Origin of the sequence: Moraxella sp. ZY200743 (genome assembly GCF_050885545.1) — a bacterium.
Classification (GTDB): domain Bacteria; phylum Pseudomonadota; class Gammaproteobacteria; order Pseudomonadales; family Moraxellaceae; genus Moraxella; species Moraxella haemolytica.
In genome coordinates this window covers 1,030,434-1,053,442 of the sequence record NZ_CP091313.1, presented here as the reverse complement: position 1 = coordinate 1,053,442, position 23,009 = coordinate 1,030,434, and the positions used below count along the sequence as shown (strand labels likewise).

General features: G+C 42.1%; 22 protein-coding genes and 1 pseudogene. 6 read left to right on the top strand and 17 right to left on the bottom strand.

The window, feature by feature from the left end; all coding sequences use genetic code 11:
* Positions 1-53: 53 nt before the first annotated feature.
* Together L3D27_RS05150 and L3D27_RS05145 are read right to left on the bottom strand one after the other, a co-directional pair.
* A complete protein-coding gene (locus L3D27_RS05150; RefSeq protein ID WP_432481799.1) occupies positions 54-1,607 on the bottom strand; it encodes a hypothetical protein in 1,554 nt (517 codons plus the stop codon).
* 226 nt (positions 1,608-1,833) lie between these two features.
* Complete coding sequence (locus L3D27_RS05145; protein ID WP_284674446.1) at positions 1,834-2,055, bottom strand: SlyX family protein; 222 nt, start codon at positions 2,053-2,055, stop codon at positions 1,834-1,836.
* 75 nt (positions 2,056-2,130) lie between these two features.
* Between L3D27_RS05145 and L3D27_RS05140 the strand changes: the two genes are divergently transcribed.
* Together L3D27_RS05140 and L3D27_RS05135 are read left to right on the top strand one after the other, a co-directional pair.
* A complete protein-coding gene (locus tag L3D27_RS05140; protein ID WP_432481798.1) occupies positions 2,131-4,086 on the top strand; it encodes an ATP-binding cassette domain-containing protein in 1,956 nt (651 codons plus the stop codon).
* 91 nt (positions 4,087-4,177) lie between these two features.
* Entirely contained in the window at positions 4,178-5,185 is a 1,008-nt protein-coding gene (locus tag L3D27_RS05135; RefSeq protein ID WP_432481878.1) for a lipid A biosynthesis acyltransferase, read from the top strand.
* 29 nt (positions 5,186-5,214) lie between these two features.
* On the opposite strand, the gene L3D27_RS05130 is transcribed toward L3D27_RS05135, so the two are convergent.
* The 14 genes and pseudogenes from L3D27_RS05130 to L3D27_RS05065 form a co-directional block, all read right to left on the bottom strand.
* A complete protein-coding gene (locus tag L3D27_RS05130; protein ID WP_432481797.1) occupies positions 5,215-5,661 on the bottom strand; it encodes a 2-amino-4-hydroxy-6-hydroxymethyldihydropteridine diphosphokinase in 447 nt (148 codons plus the stop codon).
* Positions 5,658-6,011, bottom strand: coding sequence for a dihydroneopterin aldolase (gene folB, locus L3D27_RS05125; protein WP_284674443.1), 354 nt, complete (start codon positions 6,009-6,011; stop codon positions 5,658-5,660). The genes L3D27_RS05130 and folB overlap by 4 nt, the downstream gene beginning before the upstream one ends.
* A 20-nt stretch (positions 6,012-6,031) precedes the next feature.
* Entirely contained in the window at positions 6,032-6,928 is an 897-nt protein-coding gene (gene rarD / locus L3D27_RS05120) for an EamA family transporter RarD (protein ID WP_432481796.1), read from the bottom strand.
* Between the two features lie 3 nt (positions 6,929-6,931).
* A pseudogene (gene aroA, locus L3D27_RS05115) lies at positions 6,932-8,230 on the bottom strand (3-phosphoshikimate 1-carboxyvinyltransferase); the annotation flags it as partial.
* 57 nt (positions 8,231-8,287) lie between these two features.
* Positions 8,288-8,956, bottom strand: a complete 669-nt coding sequence (locus tag L3D27_RS05110) for a hypothetical protein (RefSeq protein WP_432481795.1) — start codon at positions 8,954-8,956, stop codon at positions 8,288-8,290.
* An 18-nt stretch (positions 8,957-8,974) separates the two neighbouring features.
* Positions 8,975-9,925 carry a prephenate dehydrogenase/arogenate dehydrogenase family protein gene (locus L3D27_RS05105; RefSeq protein WP_432481793.1) on the bottom strand — a complete coding sequence of 317 codons (951 nt, stop codon included), beginning with the start codon at positions 9,923-9,925 and terminating at the stop codon, positions 8,975-8,977.
* 74 nt (positions 9,926-9,999) lie between these two features.
* Positions 10,000-11,106: a prephenate dehydratase gene (gene pheA / locus L3D27_RS05100; protein ID WP_284674439.1), complete on the bottom strand. Its 1,107-nt coding sequence runs from the start codon at positions 11,104-11,106 to the stop codon at positions 10,000-10,002.
* A gap of 311 nt (positions 11,107-11,417) precedes the next feature.
* A complete protein-coding gene (locus L3D27_RS05095; protein WP_432481792.1) occupies positions 11,418-12,755 on the bottom strand; it encodes a lytic murein transglycosylase in 1,338 nt (445 codons plus the stop codon).
* A 36-nt stretch (positions 12,756-12,791) separates the two neighbouring features.
* Positions 12,792-14,315: an amidophosphoribosyltransferase gene (gene purF, locus L3D27_RS05090; RefSeq protein WP_284674437.1), complete on the bottom strand. Its 1,524-nt coding sequence runs from the start codon at positions 14,313-14,315 to the stop codon at positions 12,792-12,794.
* An 11-nt stretch (positions 14,316-14,326) separates the two neighbouring features.
* Complete coding sequence (locus L3D27_RS05085; RefSeq protein ID WP_432481791.1) at positions 14,327-14,857, bottom strand: CvpA family protein; 531 nt, start codon at positions 14,855-14,857, stop codon at positions 14,327-14,329.
* Positions 14,854-15,882, bottom strand: coding sequence for a quinone-dependent dihydroorotate dehydrogenase (locus L3D27_RS05080; RefSeq protein ID WP_373627330.1), 1,029 nt, complete (start codon positions 15,880-15,882; stop codon positions 14,854-14,856). The genes L3D27_RS05085 and L3D27_RS05080 overlap by 4 nt, the downstream gene beginning before the upstream one ends.
* Positions 15,883-16,017: 135 nt before the next feature.
* Positions 16,018-16,572, bottom strand: coding sequence for a methylated-DNA--[protein]-cysteine S-methyltransferase (locus L3D27_RS05075; RefSeq protein WP_373627420.1), 555 nt, complete (start codon positions 16,570-16,572; stop codon positions 16,018-16,020).
* Between the two features lie 157 nt (positions 16,573-16,729).
* Positions 16,730-17,665 (bottom strand): signal recognition particle-docking protein FtsY, encoded by a 936-nt coding sequence (gene ftsY, locus L3D27_RS05070; protein WP_284674433.1) that lies wholly within the window; start codon positions 17,663-17,665, stop codon positions 16,730-16,732.
* Between the two features lie 63 nt (positions 17,666-17,728).
* Positions 17,729-17,929 carry a hypothetical protein gene (locus L3D27_RS05065; RefSeq protein WP_284674432.1) on the bottom strand — a complete coding sequence of 67 codons (201 nt, stop codon included), beginning with the start codon at positions 17,927-17,929 and terminating at the stop codon, positions 17,729-17,731.
* Positions 17,930-18,225: 296 nt separating this feature from the next.
* Between L3D27_RS05065 and L3D27_RS05060 the strand changes: the two genes are divergently transcribed.
* From L3D27_RS05060 to L3D27_RS05045, 4 genes are all read left to right on the top strand, one after another.
* On the top strand, positions 18,226-18,360 hold the full coding sequence (locus tag L3D27_RS05060) for a hypothetical protein (protein ID WP_284674431.1): 135 nt from the start codon (positions 18,226-18,228) through the stop codon (positions 18,358-18,360).
* Between the two features lie 62 nt (positions 18,361-18,422).
* The gene (locus L3D27_RS05055) at positions 18,423-19,733 is read left to right on the top strand and encodes a M16 family metallopeptidase (protein ID WP_432481790.1); all 1,311 of its coding nucleotides are present in this window, start codon (positions 18,423-18,425) and stop codon (positions 19,731-19,733) included.
* A gap of 132 nt (positions 19,734-19,865) precedes the next feature.
* A complete protein-coding gene (locus L3D27_RS05050) occupies positions 19,866-20,879 on the top strand; it encodes a M16 family metallopeptidase (protein ID WP_432481789.1) in 1,014 nt (337 codons plus the stop codon).
* A complete protein-coding gene (locus L3D27_RS05045; protein WP_432481788.1) occupies positions 20,872-21,327 on the top strand; it encodes a M16 family metallopeptidase in 456 nt (151 codons plus the stop codon). The genes L3D27_RS05050 and L3D27_RS05045 overlap by 8 nt, the downstream gene beginning before the upstream one ends.
* Positions 21,328-21,478: 151 nt before the next feature.
* On the opposite strand, the gene L3D27_RS05040 is transcribed toward L3D27_RS05045, so the two are convergent.
* Complete coding sequence (locus L3D27_RS05040) at positions 21,479-22,801, bottom strand: Na+/H+ antiporter family protein (protein WP_432481787.1); 1,323 nt, start codon at positions 22,799-22,801, stop codon at positions 21,479-21,481.
* Between the last annotated feature and the right edge of the window lie 208 nt (positions 22,802-23,009).

Here is a 23,009-nt window from a genome sequence, read left to right as displayed (position 1 = left end):
TATTTAAAAGCTTGTTTTTTATTTAGATATGAGATTATCTAGTTGTTAGATAATTATTTGGCATGATAAGCAAGTTTTACACCTGCGATGAAGCCATCATTATCCTCAAATTTACCAACGATTGCTTTGGTTGGTAGTTGAGCTTGGGTATCACCAAACTTCAGATATTTACCACCCAAAGACAGCGACCATTCTGGCGTAATACTATATTTAGCACCCAGACCTACGCTATAATAACCTTTGATAGGACCTAATGAAGTAGCAGGACTGCCTGAACCACTGTCATAGCCGATATTACCTGCAACAGACAGTTTGTCAGAAATCTTCTTACCCAATCCAATTTCAGCCTGCCATTGATCTTTGTCATAGCTAACGATTGGTAATCTTACGCCAGCACTTCTGGCGGTTGCATCACCATAAGTTGGTGGACGAATGTCAAAATTGCCCCAAGGCACATAACGAACCTTGGCAGTCAGTAGTGTGGTTGGGTTTACGCCAGTTTGGAAATCTAGGTTATAAGACTCTGGCAGAGCCACACTAAAATCACGAGAAGTTACGCCTGCAACGCCCAATGCTGGGAAAACTTCATTGATGACAGAAGTATGCTCAATCTCAGAGCGATAAGTTAAAGCAGCTTTTAGAGCAATCTCAGGCTTAGAATACGAAGCACCTGCTACCCATCCGACCGCTTGGTCTTGTCTGATTTTAGCGTCATAACCCTGCGCTCTTTGATAAGCTGCACCACGCAAATGCACCTCACCATTTAGGCGTTGTACGGAAGGTCCACCATAAATTTGGAAGTTTTTGTTAGTACCAAATTTTGCACCCATCAGCATGGTTACATTATTGGTACTAATCGATACATTAGTGCTTTGACCTTTCTGATCTTCAGCGGTTTGAGTTATGTTGGCTAATGCTGCCACTTGCTTAAAATATTCTTCCCCGATTCTCTTGCCAACTTTACCATCAAGAGGCTGACCATCTAGACCTTTAACGCCACTGTCATTTCTGAATTTTTCGCCTTGTAATGTCCAAAGACTCATCTCCCGTGAAATCTGCCCAGCATTCAAATGAGAGTTAATTTTATCAAGCTTTTCCTTATTTTTCTCATAGTATGCGACACCCACTCTAGGAGTTAGTGTGGTTTTGGCACGCTCTTGTAGCTGTTGATCACCACTTCGCATCCATTCTGCTATTCGCAAAACACTCTCAACTGGTGTTGACGCCGCTGCAGTACCTTTGGTTAATTCTCCATAGGTAGCACCCGCACCTTGTGATACAAAGTTATTATCACCTGTGTAGTTAACATCCGCCCCAAAAGGCTCATCATACAAAACACCGATGCTAAAGCTGTCGTTGATGTCAGTTTTTACGCCATATCGGAAAAAGCCATAAGGTTTGGCAATATCACTGATGGCTCGACCTGCAGCATCTAAACCAGTAAGGTCAGCATCTACATGAGTATAGACCGCCTCAGCATAAGTACCATCTTGCAAAAATGCAGTAATATCCTGTCCAGAGCGATCAAGACCTGCGGCATTTGCCGTACCAATAGCACCAACAGAAGCGATGGCTATTGCCAAAGCCTTATGATTAAAAATACGCATATTTATTCTCCATTTTTTCCTTAAAGGGTCTTAGACATTACAACCAAAAGCTAAAGACCATCCAATCCGCAAGATATAATTTTTTACAAGACATCATTGTTAACTGTCATCATAACAACTTGCGTGGTTGTATATTAAAACAAAATCATTAGTAACACAAGAGATAAATTTAAGTCATTTTCTCGCTTGGTGTACATTTTATGATTTTTTATTATTTCAATTAATATCAATAGTGTGGGGGTTTGTCAGCAAGCAAATCAAACGGAGCAATACCCCCATCGTCATCATATTGATTTTGTAGATGCCGATAAATGAGTTTTAGCTGATCTTGCAAGTCCTTTAGCTTGCGATCTTGAGTAACAATAACTTCATTTAATGTCTCTACCGTACTTTCTAGGTAGGCAAGTTTGATTTGCAGATCAATCATTTGAGCATATACATCTGTCATTTATTTTTTCCAAAATTCAAAATTAAATCAAAAGTTTGCTATAATTTGTCTTATTTTAACACCGAACCGACTATTATGATACTCATCCACCTTAAAAATCTCTGTGTTGCCTTTGGTGTCTCACCTATTTTAGACCGTATCAATTTTAGCATTGATGCAGGCGAGCGGGTATGTCTGATTGGACGAAATGGCGAGGGCAAGTCCACACTATTAAAACTCATCGATGGCACTCAAACCCCTGATGATGGCGAGATTATCATTGCTGATGGCGTGCGTATCTCCATGCTTGCTCAAGATGTGCCAAATGATGATGGTACTTTGCTTGATGTGGTGATGAACGGCGATGAGAAAGTGGCGAATTTACTCAAATCCTATCACGCCCTATCCGAAAGCTGTGGCATGGGCGATATGAAAGCCTGTGAAGACATGGCATACTTGCAACACGAGATTGACGCACTACACGGCTGGGATTTGGAGCGAAATGCTCGCACTTTACTTGATAACATGGGGCTAAACCCCACCGACCGCCTTTCTGAGTTGTCAGGTGGTCGCAAAAGACGAGTGCTGTTGGCTCGGGCATTGGTAGTTAAGCCTGATGTGTTACTGCTTGATGAACCAACCAACCATCTTGATGTAGAGAGTATTGACTGGCTTGAGAGCTATTTACTCAGTCAAAATTTGACCGTACTATTCGTCACGCACGACCGCAAATTTGTTGATAATCTTGCCACTTGCATTGTTGAACTAGACAGGGGAAAATTATCTAGCTATGATGTGTTGCAGGGCGTGGGCGGATACGACCGTTACCAAGAATTAAAGGAGCTAGAGCTTGCTAGCGAAGCCAAATCCTTTGAAGAATTTGACAAAAAACTGGCTGCAGAAGAAGTTTGGATAAGACAAGGCATTAAAGCTCGCAGAACTCGTAACGAAGGGCGAGTACGGGCCTTAAAGCAGTTACGAGAAGAGCGAAAAGCCCGCCGTGATGTCGTGGGCAATGTTTCACTTACCCAAAATACCGCCGAAAAATCAGGAAAAATTGTCTGCGAAGTCAAGAACTTAACCTTAGAATATGATGGCAAAGTGTTGGTGAAAGACTTTTCAACCCTACTGATGCGTGGCGATAAAGTGGGCATCATTGGACAAAATGGCGTAGGAAAGACAACTCTCATTCGCACCATTTTGGGGCTTGATGAGAGCGCCAAAATCAATGGTTCGGTCAAATTAGGAACAAATTTATCCATATCGTTTTTTGATCAGCTAAAAGACCAATTAGATGGTGAAAAATCAGTTGCTGAGAATGTGGGACAAGGCTCTGACCATGTAGAAGTTGATGGGAGAAAAACACATATTTTGGGCTATTTGCAAGACTTCTTATTTACACCCAACCGTGCCAGAACACCTGTTAAAGCCCTATCAGGGGGCGAAAAAGCCCGAGCATTGCTTGCCAAAAACCTACTAAGGCCTGCCAATGTATTGGTGCTAGATGAACCAACCAACGACCTTGATATGGCAACTTTAGAGCTTTTAGAAGAGTATGTGGCTGGTTTTGAAGGGACGATTTTGCTGATCAGTCATGACCGTGCATTCATGGATAATGTGGTTACCCAAACATGGGTATTTGATACAGATAAAGATGGCAACGGCGTGATAACAGAATATGTGGGTGGCTATCAAGATTACCTACTACAAAAACAACGAGCTGATAAAAACTCCTTGAAGCCAAAAACCGAAAAGTTGGAACAAGAAAAACCCAAAGCCAAAAACCCACCAACAAGCAATGCCATCAATTCGGCAAACACCCAAAAACGCAAACTGTCCTACAAAGAACAGCGAGAATTAGAAAGCCTACCCAATGAAATCGCACAGCTTGAACAAGAACAAAACGAATTGAACGAAACGCTTGCTGATGGTTCATTGTTCATCTCCGATTTGTCATTAGCCACCCAATACAGTGAAAGATTGGGGGAGATTGACGACCTGCTGATGGCGAAGTTGGAACGATGGGACGAGCTGGAGAGTCTGGGAAAATAAGTTTGGGGGAGAATAAATGAGTAAGCAAAACTGCTGTGGGCGTGATTGTCATTCTGGCAATCATAACACCCAACAAATCAACATAAAAAAAATGCCTGATTTAACCACCACGCATAAACAAACCAGTATGGCAGATAAAGCCTCTTGGCAGTGGGTGTTTTTGCATCCCAAATATTGGGGAATCTGGCTTGCCTTAGCGATGTTTTTACCACTTTTATATCTGCCCTTACGAATGCAATTTGCCATTGGGCGGGGTGTTGGGAAGCTAGCCTATCGCCTAATCCCAAGGCGAGTAAATGACACACTAACCAATTTAACTTTAGCATTCCCCCATAAATCCGATGATGAAAAAATATTCATCGCCAAACAGGTTTTTGTCAATCAGGGCATTGGCATTTTTGAAACCCTAAACGCGTGGTTTCGCCCCAATGTTTTTAAACGCACTTTTAGCATTTCTGGCTTACAACATCTAGTCAATGCCCAAAAGTCAGATAAGGCGGTCATATTATTGGGTGGGCATTTTACCACACTTGATTTGGGTGGCAGGCTTTGTACCCAGTTTTTCCCTGCAGATTGTCTGTACCGCAAACAAAATAATCCGCTATTGGAGTGGTTTATCTATAACGGTCGCCGTCATATTTTTGATGAACAAATCAGCAGTCGTGATATGAAAAAGCTGATTACAAGAATTAAAGATGGTAAGGTGATTTGGTATAGCCCAGACCAAGATTTTGGTCTGGGGCATGGCGTGATGGCGACTTTTTTTGGGGTGCCGGCAGCTACCATTACCGCCCAAAGGCGATTTATTGGCATGAATAAAAAAAATCCCCCTGTATTCATCGCCTTTGACATGATACGCCAAACCCCCGACACCCTTCCTGCAGGCAAGCGACCGCATTATCACATCAGCCTATCGCCTGTGATTGATCATTACCCAAGCGATGACGAGCTAGCGGACGCACAGCGTATTAACAACATCATGGAAAGTGGCATCAAAAAGGACATCACGCAATGGATGTGGTTTCACAGAAGATTCAAGACGCAAGCAGATGGAAGCAATTACTACGACCAAACCAATCACTCAAGCAATAAAAGATAAATAAAAAGCGGATAATACCAATCCGCTTTTTATTTATCTTTTATGTTTAAAAGAAATGCCACCACTTCATCAAGCCCCGCCCGTTCATGTGCCTTAAAAGGCAGTCTTTTTTGGCTAACCAGCCATTTTTCACCATCAGACACCGCCAAAATATCCAAATCCATCGGCACAAGCGGACCATTCACACAGCGACCACACAAGCACTCAATTTGTTTTATTCTGTGGTAAATATCGCCAAACGCTTGAGAGTAGTTTAGGTTTAGCACAGCACAAGCATTGTGATACTCATCGGTCGTTCTTCTTGTAAAGTCCTGCCCCACCACCACAGATGAATACTGCACAGAACCAAGTTCATTTAAGGCGATAAAAGCGGTGTCAAAAGAGAACTTGGGATTATGATTGCTTCCCATCGCAATGACCACGACCGACACCATTTGGGTGAATGTAGATAAATCACCAATAACCAAAGTCTTCATTTGCTACGAGTGATACTAACACCGACACTATGGGCATGTTTGATGGCGTTAGGTTTGTGTATGGTTAGGCTAATGCTAGAACAAGGATAGCTCTTTAAGATATGTTGACAGATAGTCTCAGCGAGCGATTCGAGCAATTTGGCTTTCATCTCATGACAGATACGCTCAATATCTTCACACACCGTTTTATAATTGATGGCATACATCACATCATCTGTAACGGTAGCTTGGCTAATGTCGCAGTTAATCTTCGCATCAATCACCAAGCTCTGCTTGATGGCTTGCTCCCAATCATACACCCCAACGACCGTATCAATTTTTAAGCCCTGTATAAAAACTATGTCATTCATTGAATTTTCCATAAAATAGGTTAAGAATTTCTATGACTAAGCATATCCATGCTATACACCAAAAGCCCAAGCCAAATCAAACCAAAGACAGCCAGGTGCTCTAAATTCATCGGCTCATGATAATAAAACACAGCAATCATAAACACAATGCTTGGCGTCAAATAACCCAAAAATGATAAAGTATTAAAACTTACCAATTTAGCAGATTGATTATACAACAAAAGTGGCATTAAAGTAATTGGACCTGCCAAAGAAAGTAGCCATACCTCGCCAGACAACCAAAACGCCAATTTTGCACTAACGACATTCGCCCCACCAAGCCAAATTAAACATAACGGCAACAATAAAGCCGTCTCAATAAACAGACCATCAATGGCATTAAAAGGCGTTTGGCGTTGCAATACCCCATAAAACGCAAAAGATAATGCCAAAATCAAACTCACCCATGGCACACCACCAAATAAAACCACTTGAATGCCAACGGCAAGCACAGCAAGGACGACAGCGATTTTTTGTAAAGGTCTGAGGCGTTCTTTAAAGAAAATGAGCGATAAACCAACACCCATTAAAGGATTGATGAAATAACCAAGACTTGCCTCCAACACCCTATCATTTGCCACTGCCCACACATAGGTAAGCCAGTTCGTACCAATCAAAAGAGCCGACACGAAAGTCAGACCAAGCCATTTTGGGTTTTGGCGAATTTGAGTAAGCCAAGCCACCCTTTTGCCAATGATAATAACAAAACTCAATACAACAAAAGTCCAAACCACTCGATGAACAATCACTTCAACAGCATGGTAGCCATCAAGCAGTTTAAAATAAAAAGGAAAATTCCCCCATATCAAAAACGCCAAAATAGCCGTCATCAGCCCTTTTGGAGTTGTAGCTATGGTAGGTTTTGTGGCGTTATTCATGGATTAACTAATCACTTGCAAATTAAGCCCTGCTTCTTGCACCAGTTTGGCAAAATTCGGAAAACTGGTTGCCACCGTCTGAGTTCCTTCAATGACAATCTCGTCAGATGCCCTAAGGCTTGCCACCGCAAAACTCATCGCAATGCGATGGTCGTGATGGCTTTTAATCTGCCCACCACCAAACACACATTCACGCTCGCCACGCCCAACAATCTCAATGCCATCATCAAGCACCGTACAATCCACGCCCAAAGTCGCCAAGCCGTCCGCCATCACTTGTATGCGGTCAGACTCTTTGACACGCAGTTCTGCCGCCCCACGCAAAATGGTCTTACCAGTAGCACAAGCAGCCGCCACAAACAGCACAGGAAATTCATCAATAGCAAGTGGCACAAGGTGCAAAGGAATTTCAATACCCTGTAGTTTGCTGGATTTAATGATGATATCCGCCACAGGCTCGCCACCGACAAGTGTTTGATTGGCAAGCTGTATGTCCGCACCCATTAAGCGTAAAATATCAATAACGCCAGTACGAGTAGGATTGATGCCTACTTTAGGCAAGATAACATCACCAGTCTTGGCAATTGCCGCCGCCACCATAAAAAACGCCGCCGCCGAGATGTCCGCAGGCACTTCAATATCACAGGCAGTTAATTGTCCACCCCCTGTTAGGCGGATTTCGTTGCCTTGTTCAAGGGGTGTTACTTTGACTTCATAGCCAAACGCTCTTAGCATACGCTCGCTATGATCTCGGGTAATTTCAGGCTCTATGACCACTGTCTCGCCATCTGCCCAAAGCCCTGCCAACATTAGGCATGATTTGACTTGGGCGGACGCCATTGGCATTTCATAGCGTATGGCACCCAGCTTTTGACCGCCTGTGATTGTTAGCGGTGGTGTGCCACGCTCGCCTGTTGTGGCTATCTTTGCTCCCATTTGTCGCAGGGGTTTTGCCACTCGCTCCATCGGTCGCTTGCTAAGGCTTTCATCGCCAATCAAGGTGCTATCAAAATTTTGGGCGGACAAAATCCCAGAGAGCAATCGCATACTTGTGCCAGAATTACCCATATCTAGGGGCTTTTTGGGGGCTTTAAGCCCATTGATACCCACGCCATAAATCGTTACCTTATCGCCATCTCGCTCTATCTTGACGCCCATATCGGCAAAGGCTTGCAAGGTAGATAAGGCGTCTTCACCTTCCAAAAAGTTGCTGACTTTTGTTACGCCATTTGCCAGTGAGCCAAACATAATTGAGCGGTGCGAGATGGATTTGTCAGGGGCAACTTTGTGCGTACCTGTAAAGGCATCGCTTGGGGTGAGTTTGTATTTCATAGGGATTCCTAGTTTGATTATAAAGAATTATCCACCAATCCAAACTTTATCATTTTCCAACAAATAATAAAATTGTAATTCATCCGTTGGATTTTGGATATAATAAATAGAATAAGCCTGCTCTTTGATTTGATTAAACCATTTTTCAGTCTCTTTAAATTCTTGACTTGTCGTATCAGTCAATAAATCTAAATAAGTATTTTCAATATATTGTGTATCAATGCCTTTTTGCCAATTTAATTGTTCAAAATCATCAAAATATCCATCGCACAACTTTCTTAATTGATTAAGATTTGGCTTATCAATAAACTCAAAAGCATTATCATAAAAATACAAATAATCATCAATAGCACACACCACTTGTGAGCGTGAAATATGTTTTTTAAACAGCCAAATTTTTAAATAATAAGGCTTATTTAGGCTGTCTAATTGCCTTCTCCAAGATTGATAAATGTCAAACAATCCACGAAGCAGTCTTTCTTTAAATTCCCCATAAGGTTCTGGATAAATGCTATTGCCAATATGTAAATTTGAAAATGGCTTGACCCAAAATTTAACATAGTCTCTTTGGTGTTTTTGTAAATAATCCAAATTCAAATGACGATTGCAGGTTGCCCAGTCATCTATATGGCGTAAAATTCTATTTTTACCACGAACTTTTTTATAGCGAACGGCTTTCATTTTTGTTTTTTTCATAAGCAAAAAATCAAATGGTTAATTGTTTGAATTGTTCAACTTCTCTTTTTCCACCAACAACCGCCCAAAATAATCTCTGGCGTTTTTTGCTGTTTCAAAAGTGTTTAATAATTCATCAGAATTGTCATTTTCAATGGCAGATTTTAATTCATCTAAAATCGCTTGATAATTATCCAATCCCTTTAATACCGCTTCTTTATTTGCCAAAAATATGTCGTGCCACATAATCGGCGAGCTTGCCGAAATGCGACTAAAATCCCGAAAACCACCTGCTGCATAGCGAAAAATATTTAAATTTTCATCATCTTTAGCAAGTTGATAAGTCAAAGCATAAGATAATAAATGGGGCAAATGGCTGGTTAAGCTTAAAATTGTATCGTGCTTATCTGCCGTCATTAGGCTAACTCTTGCTCCCACGCCCTGCCATAGAGCTTTGATTGCACGCAAATATTTATCATCAGCATGGTTTTTGCAGATGATCAGCTCATGATTGACAAATAAATCTGACTGACGAGACAGCACGCCTGAATGCTCCGCCCCTGCAATCGGATGGGCGGGAATAAAGTTAAGATTGACCCCAAACTTTTGCTCCACCATCTGACAGGCATTCACGACATTCACTTTAGTACTGCACACATCGCTGATGATACAATCAGCGGATAGGATACCTGCAAGCTTTGCTTTGGCTAAGGTTTCAAAGATTGGTAACACCGCCTGCACAGGCACACAAATAATCACCAAATCACAATCAGGCAAAATATCGGTCAAGTTATTTGAACCATGTTCAATCAAGCCGACTTCTTTGGCAATATTTAGTGTATCTAGATTGTTATCGCACGCCACAATTTCTTTGGTCAGATGCTTATCAAGCATACTTTGAGCAAGGCTTGCTCCAATTAAACCAAGCCCAATAAAGGCGGTTTTTTGAAAGAAAACTGGTGTATGGTCAAGGTGATGTTGAGCGGTCATGATTTTTGCCTTAAACTAACTGTGAATATTGGGCTTTTACATAAAAAGCCCAATCAACAAATTATTTGCAAAAATTACAGTACTGCTTTTGGGTATGAACCAAGTACTCGCACATCTTTTGTAATCTTGGCAATCTCATCAATGGCGGACTGTACATTATCCTCATTGATATGACCATTCATGTCAATGAAGAAGACATAAGCCCACTTATTTGGACGCTCTGGGCGAGTCTCAATACTGGTCATGGATACGCCATGCTTTTTGAGTGGTTCTAAAATCTCAATCAAAGCACCTGCACGGTCTGGGCTTGATACCACGATGGAAGTCTTATCTTGACCGCTTGGCGATACCGCTTCATGACCAATGATGAGAAATCTGGTGGTGTTATTAGGATTGTCCTCAATATTTTCGTACAGCTTATGTAAGCCATATTCTGCCACTGCCACATCACCTGCAATGGCGGCAGAGTGCCATTCATGCTGTAAGCGTTTGGCTGCTTCGCCATTTGATGATACCGCCACTCGCTCCACATTTGGAAAATTGACATCAAGCCAATGGCGACATTGTGCAAGGGTTTGCTGATGAGCATAAATGCGACTTAGACTATCAACTTTGGTGTGTTCTGCCACCAAGAAGTTATGATGAATAGGCATCTCCACTTCACCAATGATTCTAAGGCTTGAACCCAAAAACGCATCTAAGGTGTGATTTACCACGCCTTCTGATGAGTTCTCAACAGGCACAACGCCATACATGGCAGCACCAGATTCAACCTCACGGAACACATCTGTGATGGTTGCAAGCGGTACGGTAGTGGCTGCTTTACCAAAATGTTTTAATGCGGCAGCGTGCGTAAATGTGCCAATAGGACCCAAGAAAGCGACTTTTTGAGGGGCTTCAAGCTCTAGACAGACAGACATAATCTCACGGAATAAGCGTGCCATTTTTTCGCCAGACAATGGACCTGTGTTACGAGCCATGACTGCTTTTAGGACTTGAGCTTCTCGTTCTGGACGATAAAAGATTGGATGGTTTTCGTGGTCTTTTTTGGCACGGGCGACCTCTTGAGCAATGGTAGCACGCTCATTGATTAGTGATTGAATTTGCTCGTCAATACCATCAATCTTATGACGCAAATCTTTGATTTTGCTGGCATCTAAAGAAGTGTTATTATCTGTCATGACGATTCCTTGAGATTAAAGTAGTCAATGAAATATTGGTAATAATACCATGATTTTTGAGAATTATTAACCAAAAAAGCATAAAATTTTTTTATTGATGGCGATTTTATGATTAAACAAGGTGATTAAAAATAACACATCAATAGCATAAAGACATCGGTTTGCTTGGCTTGATATTATCAAAGCACAATCCCATATGGATTTAATGATTTTTTAATAACCTAAAGATTGCCCATATAAAAAACCAAGCGATATAGATGGCTTGGTTTTTTATATGTAATCACTGATGGCCGTAGGATAGCCATTAGTGATTACCAAATCAGACTGTAGGCACTATCTTGGCTAATAAAGCCGTCAGGGATTTGACCATTGGCTGCCTGCCAGCGAGCAAATGCTCGGCGGGTATTTGCCCCTGCAACACCATCAACACCACCTGTGTCAAAACCCTGTGCAGTTAAGGTTCTTTGTAAGGCTTGAATCTGCGTACGAGACAACGGCTCTTCATGGGTTGGCCATGATGCCACCAAGCCACTACCACCACCGATGCGTCTGGCAAGTAGTGATACTGCCAGAGCATAACTTGATGAGTTGTTGTATATTCGAATGACATTGAAGTTTTGGGTCAATAGCAATGCAGGACCATGTATCCCCGCAGGTAGCCATAGTTCAGCCATTGCCTGACCGCCTAAGTACTCATCTGTCATTGAGATTAATCCTGCTTGTCGCCACGCATCCAAACTTTGCTTTGTATCTAGGAGCTGATGATTAAACCCACTGGGTATAGATACTTCATAATAAGGCATCAGACCTGATATCCAGCCTGAATTTTTTAGATAGCTTGCGGTTGAATTTAGTGAATCCCCAATACCCCAAGGGCTGATTTGACCGTCTTGATTACCATCGACACCTTCTTTAATCCATGTACTTGGGATAAATTGGGTATGCCCCATGCCACCTGCCCAAGAACCCTTAAGTTGTGGAATATTAGCATCGCCACGATTCACCATAACAAGCATGGCAATCAGCTGACTTTCAGCAAACTCTCGGCGGCGACCATCATACGCCAAAGTTGATAAGGCATTCACCAAATCCATGTTGCCCATGCCTGCACCAAAAGATGACTCCATACCCCAAATGGCAGCGACGATTTCTTTTGGTACGCCATAGTTGGACTCAGCATTATTAAAGGTTATTGGGTACTGGGCAATCTTGGCACGACCTTGTTTGATACGACCTGTTGATGTCGCAGCATTCACATACTCCCAAGGCATTTTTGTAAATTCTGCCTGTGAGCGATCAAGATCAATCACTCGTTGATTTAGGCTAACACCATTCATCAAAGCATAGACTTGATCTGCCTGATAGCCTTGATTGATGGTGCGTGCGATAAAATCTTGTTTCCATTCATCAAAGCTGGCATAGTGCTGTTGTGCTTGTTGAATCTGCACAGGTGGTTTGACTTGTTGAATCTGCACAGGTGGTTTGATTTGTGGTTGTATGACTGGCGTCTGCACAATCATTGGCTTTGGTGTGGGGGTATTGGCACCCACCACCTGAATGGGTGGTTTAACAGGAGTGGTACTGGTACAAGCAGATAACACTGCCATGCTTAGTGCTGAGACGATAAATAATGGCTTATTAAAGTTCATAAGATTACCACAAATACTAAAAAGGGGCTACATCAGTTAGTCATCAGCGATACCAGTGATATCAACAGGCGTCTCAACAATGGCAACGCTTGTATTCTTGGCAGCATCATTGCGTCTATTTTGTAGGGCATTTAGATAAGCTTCATCAATACCGCCTGCAACATAGTTACCATCAAAGACTGAGCAATCAAATTCATTGACGCTGCTATATTTTGTATTGTTTACCGCCTCAATCAAATCATCTAAGTCTTGGAAAATCAAACGATCAGCACCAATAATCTTGCAGACTTCTTGGACGCTACGACCTGATGAAATTAACTCACTACGAGACGGCATATCAATGCCATAAACATTGGGGAATTTAACCTCAGGGGCAGCAGAGGCAAAGAACACATTTTTAGCACCTGCATCTCGTGCCATCTGAACAATTTCATGGCAAGTTGTACCACGCACAATAGAATCATCCACCAATAGAACATTTTTATTTTTAAATTCAAGTGGAATGGCGTTTAGCTTTTGTCGGACGCTTTTTTTACGCTGTCCTTGACCAGGCATGATAAAGGTCCGCCCAATATAGCGATTTTTATTAAAACCTTCACGATATTTGACATTTAGGTGTGTGGCAAGCTCAAGAGCTGAGTTGCGTGAGGTGTCAGGGATAGGGATTACCACATCAATGCCGTGATCTTCACCCCACTCACGAATGATTTTTTGGGCGAGTTTTTCGCCCATACGCATACGAGCCTTATGCACCGATATATTATCAATGATAGAATCAGGACGAGCAAAATACACATACTCAAAAATACAAGGGGTATGTTTGACATCTTTAATGCACTGCTTGGTGTGTAGATTATGCTCTAAATCAATAAAAATTGCCTCACCAGGGGCAACATCACGCACCATCTCAAAACCCAGTGCCTGAATGGCGACCGACTCAGATGCCACAACATACTCCACCCCTTTTTCGCCAATTCTTTGACCATAAACGAGCGGACGAATGCCATTTGGGTCTCGAAACGCCAATAGCCCATGCCCTGCAATAATTGCTACCACACCATAAGCACCTTCACAGCGTTGATAGACGGCTTGTAATGCCTCAAAAATATCATTTGGAGCAAGATTGGTCTTGGTGGATTTTTGCAATTCATTAGCAAAAATATTTAAAAGAACTTCAGAATCTGAACCAGTATTTAAATGGCGGTGGTCATTTTCAAATAGCTCTTTGGCAAGCGTATCAGCATTGGTTAAGTTGCCATTATGTGCCAAAGCGATGCCATAAGGCGAATTCACATACAGTGGCTGAGCCTCAGCAGTGCTTGATGTACCTGCAGTTGGGTAACGCACATGACCGATGCCAAAATTACCCACCAAACGCACCATGTGTTTGTTTAAAAACACATCTCGAACCATGCCATTGTCTTTGCGTAGATATAAACGACCATCTTTTAAGGTAACAATACCTGCTGCATCCTGCCCACGGTGCTGAAGCATGGTTAGACCATCGTATAACATCTGATTAACAGGCTCATGTGCCACAATGCCAATTACACCACACATAGTTCACTCCATTAAGATGATTGATAAGGATTTTGAATTTGTTGCCATGCTTCGCCCAGCACTTCTTTTAAGAGTTCTGTGGCAATCGGAGCTAATGGCAGTAGATTTTGTGCCAAAATAGAATCTTGCCAATTTGGCAGGTAAGACAATAGTGGCGATGTAACACTAAGAATGGCCAATATTTTTAGAACGCCTGTTATAATGCCAAGCACGCCACCTAAGACACGGTTAACAAAGCCTAAATGCAGGCTTTTGGTGATGCTGTTTAGCATGAGTGCAACGGCGTGCGTCATGGCAATGACCACCAATACCACCAGTAAGAATGCAGCTGCAATTTGTAAGACGGTATTGTCTGTCAAGATATTTAGCATGGGGGCAATGTCTTTGGCGGTGCGTGATGCAATCACTAATGCCAAAAACCAAGACACCAAAGAGACTACCGACTTAACAAATCCAGCCCCAAAGCCACGCCACATATCTAAAAGCACCACAAATAAGATGACAATGTCAATGAAAGTCATTGACTCTATCAGTCCATTCATGTGCGGTCCTGATGGTTTGCAATCGCTTGTACGCAGTCGCCCACCAATGCAGGGCCTCTATAAATTATTCCAGAGAAAATCTGCACAGCTTTTGCTCCTGCTCTGATTTTTTTGGCGGCAAGCTCTCCTTCGTCAATGCCACCCACACCAATCAAATCCACCTTATCCGACAGACGGTCATGAAACATGGATAGGATTTTTGTGCTGATATGACTCACAGGACGACCCGACAACCCACCTGACTCATCAGCATATTTATAGTCTTCCACACCCACACGAGACAGCGTTGTGTTGGTAGCAATCAGACCATCTATGTCAAATGATAGTACCGTATGAGCAATCTCATCAACTTGATATTCGTCTAAATCAGGGGCTATTTTTAGAGCAAGTGGTACATAAAAACCGTAATTATTCGCCAAGCGTGTATGGCAAGTTTTGATGCCATCTAACAGAGCAGATAAAGCGTCGCCACCTTGCAGACTTCGCAGGTTTTTGGTGTTAGGACTTGAGATATTGATGGTGATGTAACTGGCATAAGGATAGACTCTCTCAAGGCAGTAAACATAATCATCTAAGGCGTTTTCAACAGGAGTGATGGCATTTTTGCCGATGTTGATACCAAGTACGCCTTGATATTTGGATCGCTCTATGTTTTGAATCATCTTATCGACGCCATCGTTATTAAAGCCCATGCGATTGATAATCGCCCCTGCTCGCTGAATGCGAAATAATCTTGGTTTGTCATTGCCCGACTGTGGTCGTGGCGTTACCGTACCAATCTCTAAAAAGCCAAAACCCAACTCACTTAAAGCATCAATGTGCGAGCCATTCTTATCTAGTCCTGCCGCCAATCCCACAGGATTAAGTAGCTTTACCCCCATGCAAGTGGTAGGTAGTGCCTGCTTGGAATAGCCAAAACCAAGCAGACCTGCATGATAGGCCTTATCCAGCATACTTAGGGTAAGTTCATGTGCATGCTCTGGCTCCATATTAAATAAGAGCGGGCGAAGTAGTGCATACGACATAAAGACAAACTCCCTAAATCAGATAAGTAAAAAGAAAAATCGTTTAATTATAACACAGCTACACCGCCTGCGATATAGCTTTTCATGAACTTTGTGAATAAAAGATAAAGAGTTGTCAATTCACCCCAATTCAAATTAGTAACCGCTCATTGCACCCTTGTGCTGTGCCATTGTGCGACATTCCAAATCCAGTAATGTTCTTTTGATGTGAACCCCACCTGTATAACCACCAATACCACCATCTGATGCGATGACTCTGTGGCATGGCACGACAATACTGATGGGGTTTTTGCCATTAGCATTAGCACAAGCACGATAGGCAGTAGGCTTGTTGATGTTTTGAGCAAGCGTGGCATAACTGATGGTTGTGCCATATTCTACAGCTTGCAAAGCCTGCCAAACTGACTGTTCAAATGCCGTGCCATAAGACAAATCCAGTGGTATATCAAAGACTGTACGGCGTCCTGCAAAATACTCATCCAGTTGATTGATTGTCATCAAAGCGACTGCTTGGTCTAAATCAAAAGCATCTAGAAAGTTATGCCCAACCCAAAGGCTACTCTCACCCACCTTAGCAAGCAGGCATTGCGTCTTGCCATCATACCAATCTAGTAAAACAAGCCTACCATCTTTGATGGTTAAGCTGATGGTGGGCAACTGATGTGGTGGTGTGTAATGCGTGCTAATGATAGCCATATATTTATCCTAACCGATTGTAACATACATAAACAATTAACCACTGCCTTAAACAGCCAACAACCATCTGATAAATAAAAACCAAACACCTTATCAAGCATTCAAATCATAAAAAAAATACCGTAAAATCATTATTCTACGGTATTTTAATTTATTTTTCTTCATCAAATAATGCTTCAACAAACTCATTTGGATCAAATGATTGCAAATCATCAATTCCTTCGCCCACGCCAATATAGCGAATAGGCACATTGGTGTTTTGGGCGACATTAAAGACTACCCCACCTTTTGCTGTACCATCTAGCTTAGTAATACTGATGCCTGATAGCGGTACAGCTTCAGAGAAAATCTGCACTTGATTGATGGCGTTTTGACCCGTGCCAGCATCTAGAACAATCATCGTTTCATGCGGGGCTGTTTCATCGGCTTTTTTCATGACACGAACAACCTTTTCAAGCTCGTTCATCAGATGTGTTTTATTCTGCAATCGCCCTGCTGTATCGGCAATCAACACATCAATACCCTTTGCACGAGCCGACTGCATGGCATCAAAAACAACCGATGCACTATCCGCTCCATGACCTTGTGCTACCACAGGAATGTCATTTCTTTCACCCCAAATTTGTAGTTGTTCGGTGGCGGCTGCACGAAAAGTATCGCCTGCAGCAAGCATGACAGATTTACCCTCTGCTTGTAGTCGTTTGGCAAGTTTACCGATGGTGGTGGTCTTACCCACGCCATTAACACCTACCATTAAGATAACAAAAGGTTTTTTGGTGGTATCTATAACCAGTGGCTCAACCTTAGGAGTAAGAATCTCCACCAACTCTTTTTTTAGGGCTTTATATAGCGAATGCGAATAAATCAAATCGCCACGAGCGGTTTGTTCGGTCAAGCTCTTGATGATGCGATTGGTTGCATCAACGCCAATATCAGCAACAAGTAATTGATCTTCCACCTCTTCTAAGAGTTCATCATCAATCTCTTTACCGCCAACCAAAGCAGTCATCAGCCCCTCTGTTAGGTTTTTGCTAGACTTGGACAGTCCTTGCTTCATGCGGCTAAACCAGCCTTGTTTTTCGCTCATGAGTTACTCACTGTTTATTTTTGTTTATTATTCAAGCATTCAGGAAATAAAAAGAACACCATATTATACCAATGGCATGATGGGTACAACCACCTCTTTTTGCTGATTGTCGTTACCAATGACCTCATGGCGTGCATCATCTTCATTCTCAGCCAATGATGGCTGTGTGGTCAGTGGTACGAATTCATCAAGCTCTTTTAACTCATCAGATGACTCTTTAAGATTGGCATCGGATTGATGAATGGTATTTTTGATGTCTTTCATGTTATTACCTATTGTTCATTATTATAGCACAACTTAGTCACATCACAACTTAGGATAACCGTAAGCCATGTGCAACTTATCATTACCTTGTTTTATCATGACAAACTGTTTGTGATATGTAAGTTTTACTAGCAAGAGTATTTGCTTTTATTTATAATGCTAAAGCCACTACATAAGGACAAATGAACTGTATTTCAAGCACGGCCATATCTCATGTGCGAAATGATTCATTTGGCATGACTGTAAATTTGACCGTTATTTACTTATTTATTCTTTTATTCAAATGCAAGGAAACTATGATGAAATATCGCAATCACACCATTTCTATCATCATGCTAACAACTGTCATCAGCCTACTTAGTGCTTGTCAGTCGCCCAACGGCATTGCCATCAAACCCACCGCAAGCGTCATGGTCGGCACAGGTCTTTAATTGACCCATTCAACTGTAGCCAACAAAACCAAACCATTTAAACAAAAAAAGGCATAAGACCAATGACACTAATAATCTCAAAAACACCCATCATTAACAAGCTCCCTATTGTCATGGCAATCAGTGCTCTGCTGACCGCCTGTCAAAGCCTACCCCAGCTAACTGAGCAGTCAAGTCAAATCAAAGTTACCACCGACAATGTTCGCCAAACCCATCCATATGAACAAAGTGTGCTAACCAACGGACTAACCATCGTTACCAAGACCGATCGCCGCTCTCCCATCGCCATGACACAAGTATGGTACAAGGTCGGCTCGGATGATGAGCCGATTGGCAAAGGTGGTATGTCGCATTTTTTGGAGCATATGATGTTCAAGGACAATGCCCACCTAAAACGCACGGATTATAACCGCTTGATTGCTGAGTTTGGCGGTCAAAACAACGCCTTTACTAGCAATACGCACACAGCATATTATGAGTTATTTCCTGCTAGCTACTATCCCCTTGCCATGCAAATGGAAGCTTTTCGCATGAGAGATCTGCACCTAAAAGATGAAGAGGTTGCCACCGAAAAAGAGGTCATCAAAGAAGAGCGACGCTTGCGTGTTGATGACAACCCCCTATCAAAAGCTTATGAAGAATTCTCCAAACTTAGTCAGCCAGACAGCCCAAAATCACGCCCTGTTATCGGCAGTATGCAGGATATTGACAATCTAACAACCCAAGATTTACAAAATTGGTATGACACTTATTACGCCCCAAATAATGCTACGCTTGTTGTCGTAGGAGATGTTAGTCATGATGAGGTGGTAACAGCTGCCAAGCGATATTTTGGCAACAAAAAACCTGCCGACATACCCCAAAGAAAACTACCAAGGCAAGCCAGTCATCAAGGCTATCGCCATGCCATCACACATCAATCGGTCAAAGTACCAAGCCTGATGATGGCATTTAATGTGCCAACACTCACCACCAGCGATAAGACCACCACTTATGCCCTATCCTTGTTTCAATACATACTAGATGGCGATATGTCTAGTTATTTTGAGCGTGTGCTTGTGCGTGAAAAACAGCTGTTTAGTCGCATTTCTGTATCTTATGATTCCTATGAGATGGGCGATGGACTATTTTTTATTGAAGGCGTACCCGCTCATAGTGTATCGCTACAAGATGCCGAAAACGCCATTTTGCAAGTCATAGAGAATGCCAAAAATACGCCAATTACCGATGATGAAATGCAGCGTATTAGCACCTCTCTCATCTCTGCTCTAACCTTTACACAAGATAGCATTAGCACTCAGGCACAGATGATAGGCGGTTTGGGAATATGGGGCTACCTGCTGACAGTTATGACAAACTACCTGATGAAATAAAAGCCATCAGCCCTCAAGATATTCAAAAAACAGCAAGGCACTATCTCACTAAAGATAATTTGACTAGCATGTACATACTACCCAAAACCGACAATACGCCATCAGCAGACAATAAATAACTAGGAATACATCATGACTCAACGACTATCCTCCCTGTGGCTATCGCTACTCATTAGCATCATGGGTACAGCTCATGCCAACGAACACCAAAATGCCGAACGCATTGACTTTAGCAAGCCACTACCCGTACTTGATAGCCTAAAACAAGTACAAGAAAAACAATTCACCCTGCCTAAGTTTGAGCGATTTACTACTGATGGTGGCATACCTGTTATTTTTACACAGCTTGATGGATTGCCAATGGTTGATATCAGCGTTGATTTTCAGGCAGGTTCAGCATTTGATAGGCAGGTGCGTACCGATGCTTTAGGCGTAGCAAACATGACCGCCAATCTGTTGACCAAAGGGGCAGGAGAACTTGACGAAGAAGCATTTTTATTGGCAAAAGACAGGCTTGGTATTCACCTAAATGCAGGTGCTACCAAAGACACCTTAGGAATCTCTTTGCGTAGCTTAAATCAAAATAAGACTTTATATGATGCACTCAGTTTATTACAAAAAATGCTCAGTCAGCCAAACTTTGATGCCTCCACTCTTGAGCGTGAAAAATCTGAGCTCATCAGCAGTCTAAAACAACACAAACAAAACCCAAGCTATCTTGCCGCTCGTGCATATCAGCAGGCACTATACCAAGACCATCCGTATGCCACACTCACCACAGGCGATATCCAGACAGTAAAGACACTGTCAGTTAATGACATCAGAAATTTTAGAGATAAATTTTTGGTTGCTCAAAATGCCGTCATCACCATCACAGGCAATCTTAGCCAAGCGGAAGCAAAAAATATCGCCAATCAAATCGGTGCATCTTTGCCAAGTGGTCAAAAAGCACCAATGCTACCCTCACCCACCAAAGCAACTGCCAAACACATTCATGTGCCACATGACAGCACACAGACAAGCATCATCATGGGGCATTTGGCACCAAAAGTGGCTCGAACACAAGCAGACTTCTTGCAAAAGACACATTTTTCATTGGCAAATACTGCATTAGCAGGCGGTAGCTTTAATACGCCTCATGGATGAGATACGAGAAAAGCGAGGCTATACCTATGGCATCTATGGGCGAAATGTCGCCATGAATGTTGCTGGTCATTATCAAATCAGCTTCTCAACCAACGCCAGTCAGGCAAAAGATGCCATCAAAGCAACTCGATCGGTGATTGATGATGCCATCACGAATGGTATTTTATCGGACGAGCTTAACTTGGTTGCCAATCAGCATACCTACCAACACCCCATGAGTTTTGCCAGTAATGCTAGCATACACGCCCTAGCTACCACAATGAACATACATGGTTTGCCTGATATTTATGCCAATGGCGAGATTGACCGAATCAAGCAGGCAAGCCTAGATGATGTCAATCAAGCCCTAAGGCAGACCATTCACCCTGATGACTTTATCATCGTAACAGTCGGTCAAGACAAGCCAGACCTATCCGATGTCTTAAAAACAAATCTCAATAATCAATAGACACCCTTAGCCATCACTTTGATGATAAAAATCAATCAAACAATAAAAAGACAGGCCATCCCTGTCTTTTTATTGTTTGATGTTTATAGCCACAGATAACAAAATCATTAAATGATACTTTTGTTATCATGACAATATAACTGCAAATAAACTACAAAACCATCGCCGCTATCCAACCAAAGATAATAAGTGGGATATTGTAGTGAATGAAAGTTGGGATGACCGTATCTTTGATGTGGTCATGTTGCCCATCAATATTAAGACCCATGGTTGGACCAAGCGTAGAATCAGAAGCAGGTGAACCAGCATCGCCCAGTACCCCTGCCGTCGCAATGAGTGCAACAGTTGCAGGCATACTAAATCCCAATGCCAAGCATAGTGGTACATAAATAGCTGCCAAAATAGGCACAGTAGAAAATGAAGAGCCAATACCCAGTGTTACCACAAGTCCAATAAGAAGCATGACCAAAGCAGCAAAACCTTTGTGATCTCCAAAAACTTCCATCACCCCTGTAACCAGTACATCAATTTGCCCTGTTGCTTTCATTACCTCAGCAAAGCCTTGAGCACTAATCATGATAAATCCAATCATTGCCATCATTTTGATGCCATCATTAAACACACCATCTGCCTCATGCCATCTGACCACACCAGATGCCATGAAGACTGCAAAACCTGCAATCGAACCGATGAGCAAAGAATCTGTATATAAATGGGTCATGAATGCAATGATGATGGCAACCAAAGCAATGACGGCACGGTAGCGACTTGATTTATTATGTGTTTTTGGGGCATCGTTTGCACTCTGTGGCTGTATGTCCTGATACACTCTTGGCTTGCGATAACTGACAAAAATCGCCGTCAAAAGACCCAGTAGCATACCCAACGCAGGAATTGCCATAATCTGCATGATGGATGCACCTGTCGTATCCATGCCTGCGTCGCTGACATTTTTTAAGATGATTTGATTTAAAAAAATATCGCCAAAACCGTAAGGAATGAACATATAAGTATTTACCAAACCAAAGGTAATAATACAAGCAACAAGCCGTCTGTCTGTCTGCAAGCGATTTAATAACAATAGCAAAGGTGGTACAATCAACAGAATGAATGCAATGTGAATAGGAATTAAATTTTGACTAAATATCGCCATCACAAAAATGATGGCAAATAGCATCCACTTGACAGCTTGGCTTGCACCTGCATTATTTAAATGAGAAATCATACCATCTGCTAGCAACTTGGGTGCACCCGAGTGAGCAATCGCCATTGCAAATACCCCCAAAATGGCATAAGATAAGGCAATCTGTGCTCCATTTTTCAAGCCCTCTTGAAAAGCATTTAAAGTGTCGGCAATCGGCAGGCCCGCCAAAAGACCGCCAATCATTGCTCCAATAATTAAACTCAATACGACATGAACTCGAGCTAAAGACAACCCAACCATCACGACAATAGCGACTAATACTGCATTCATGATTATTTTCTTAAGTTAAAAAAAGATTGCACAATTATAACTCATTTTATACAAAATTTTAACCAAAACGAACAATCAATCATGTACAACCACTTTTTTGTCAATAGACAGCAAAACTTAACCAAATAAGACAATCTTAAACCCAATAAAACCGCCTTTAGCAAGTTGTCTGACAAGTTTTTTTAGAAAAAAATGGGTTCTGCTTGCA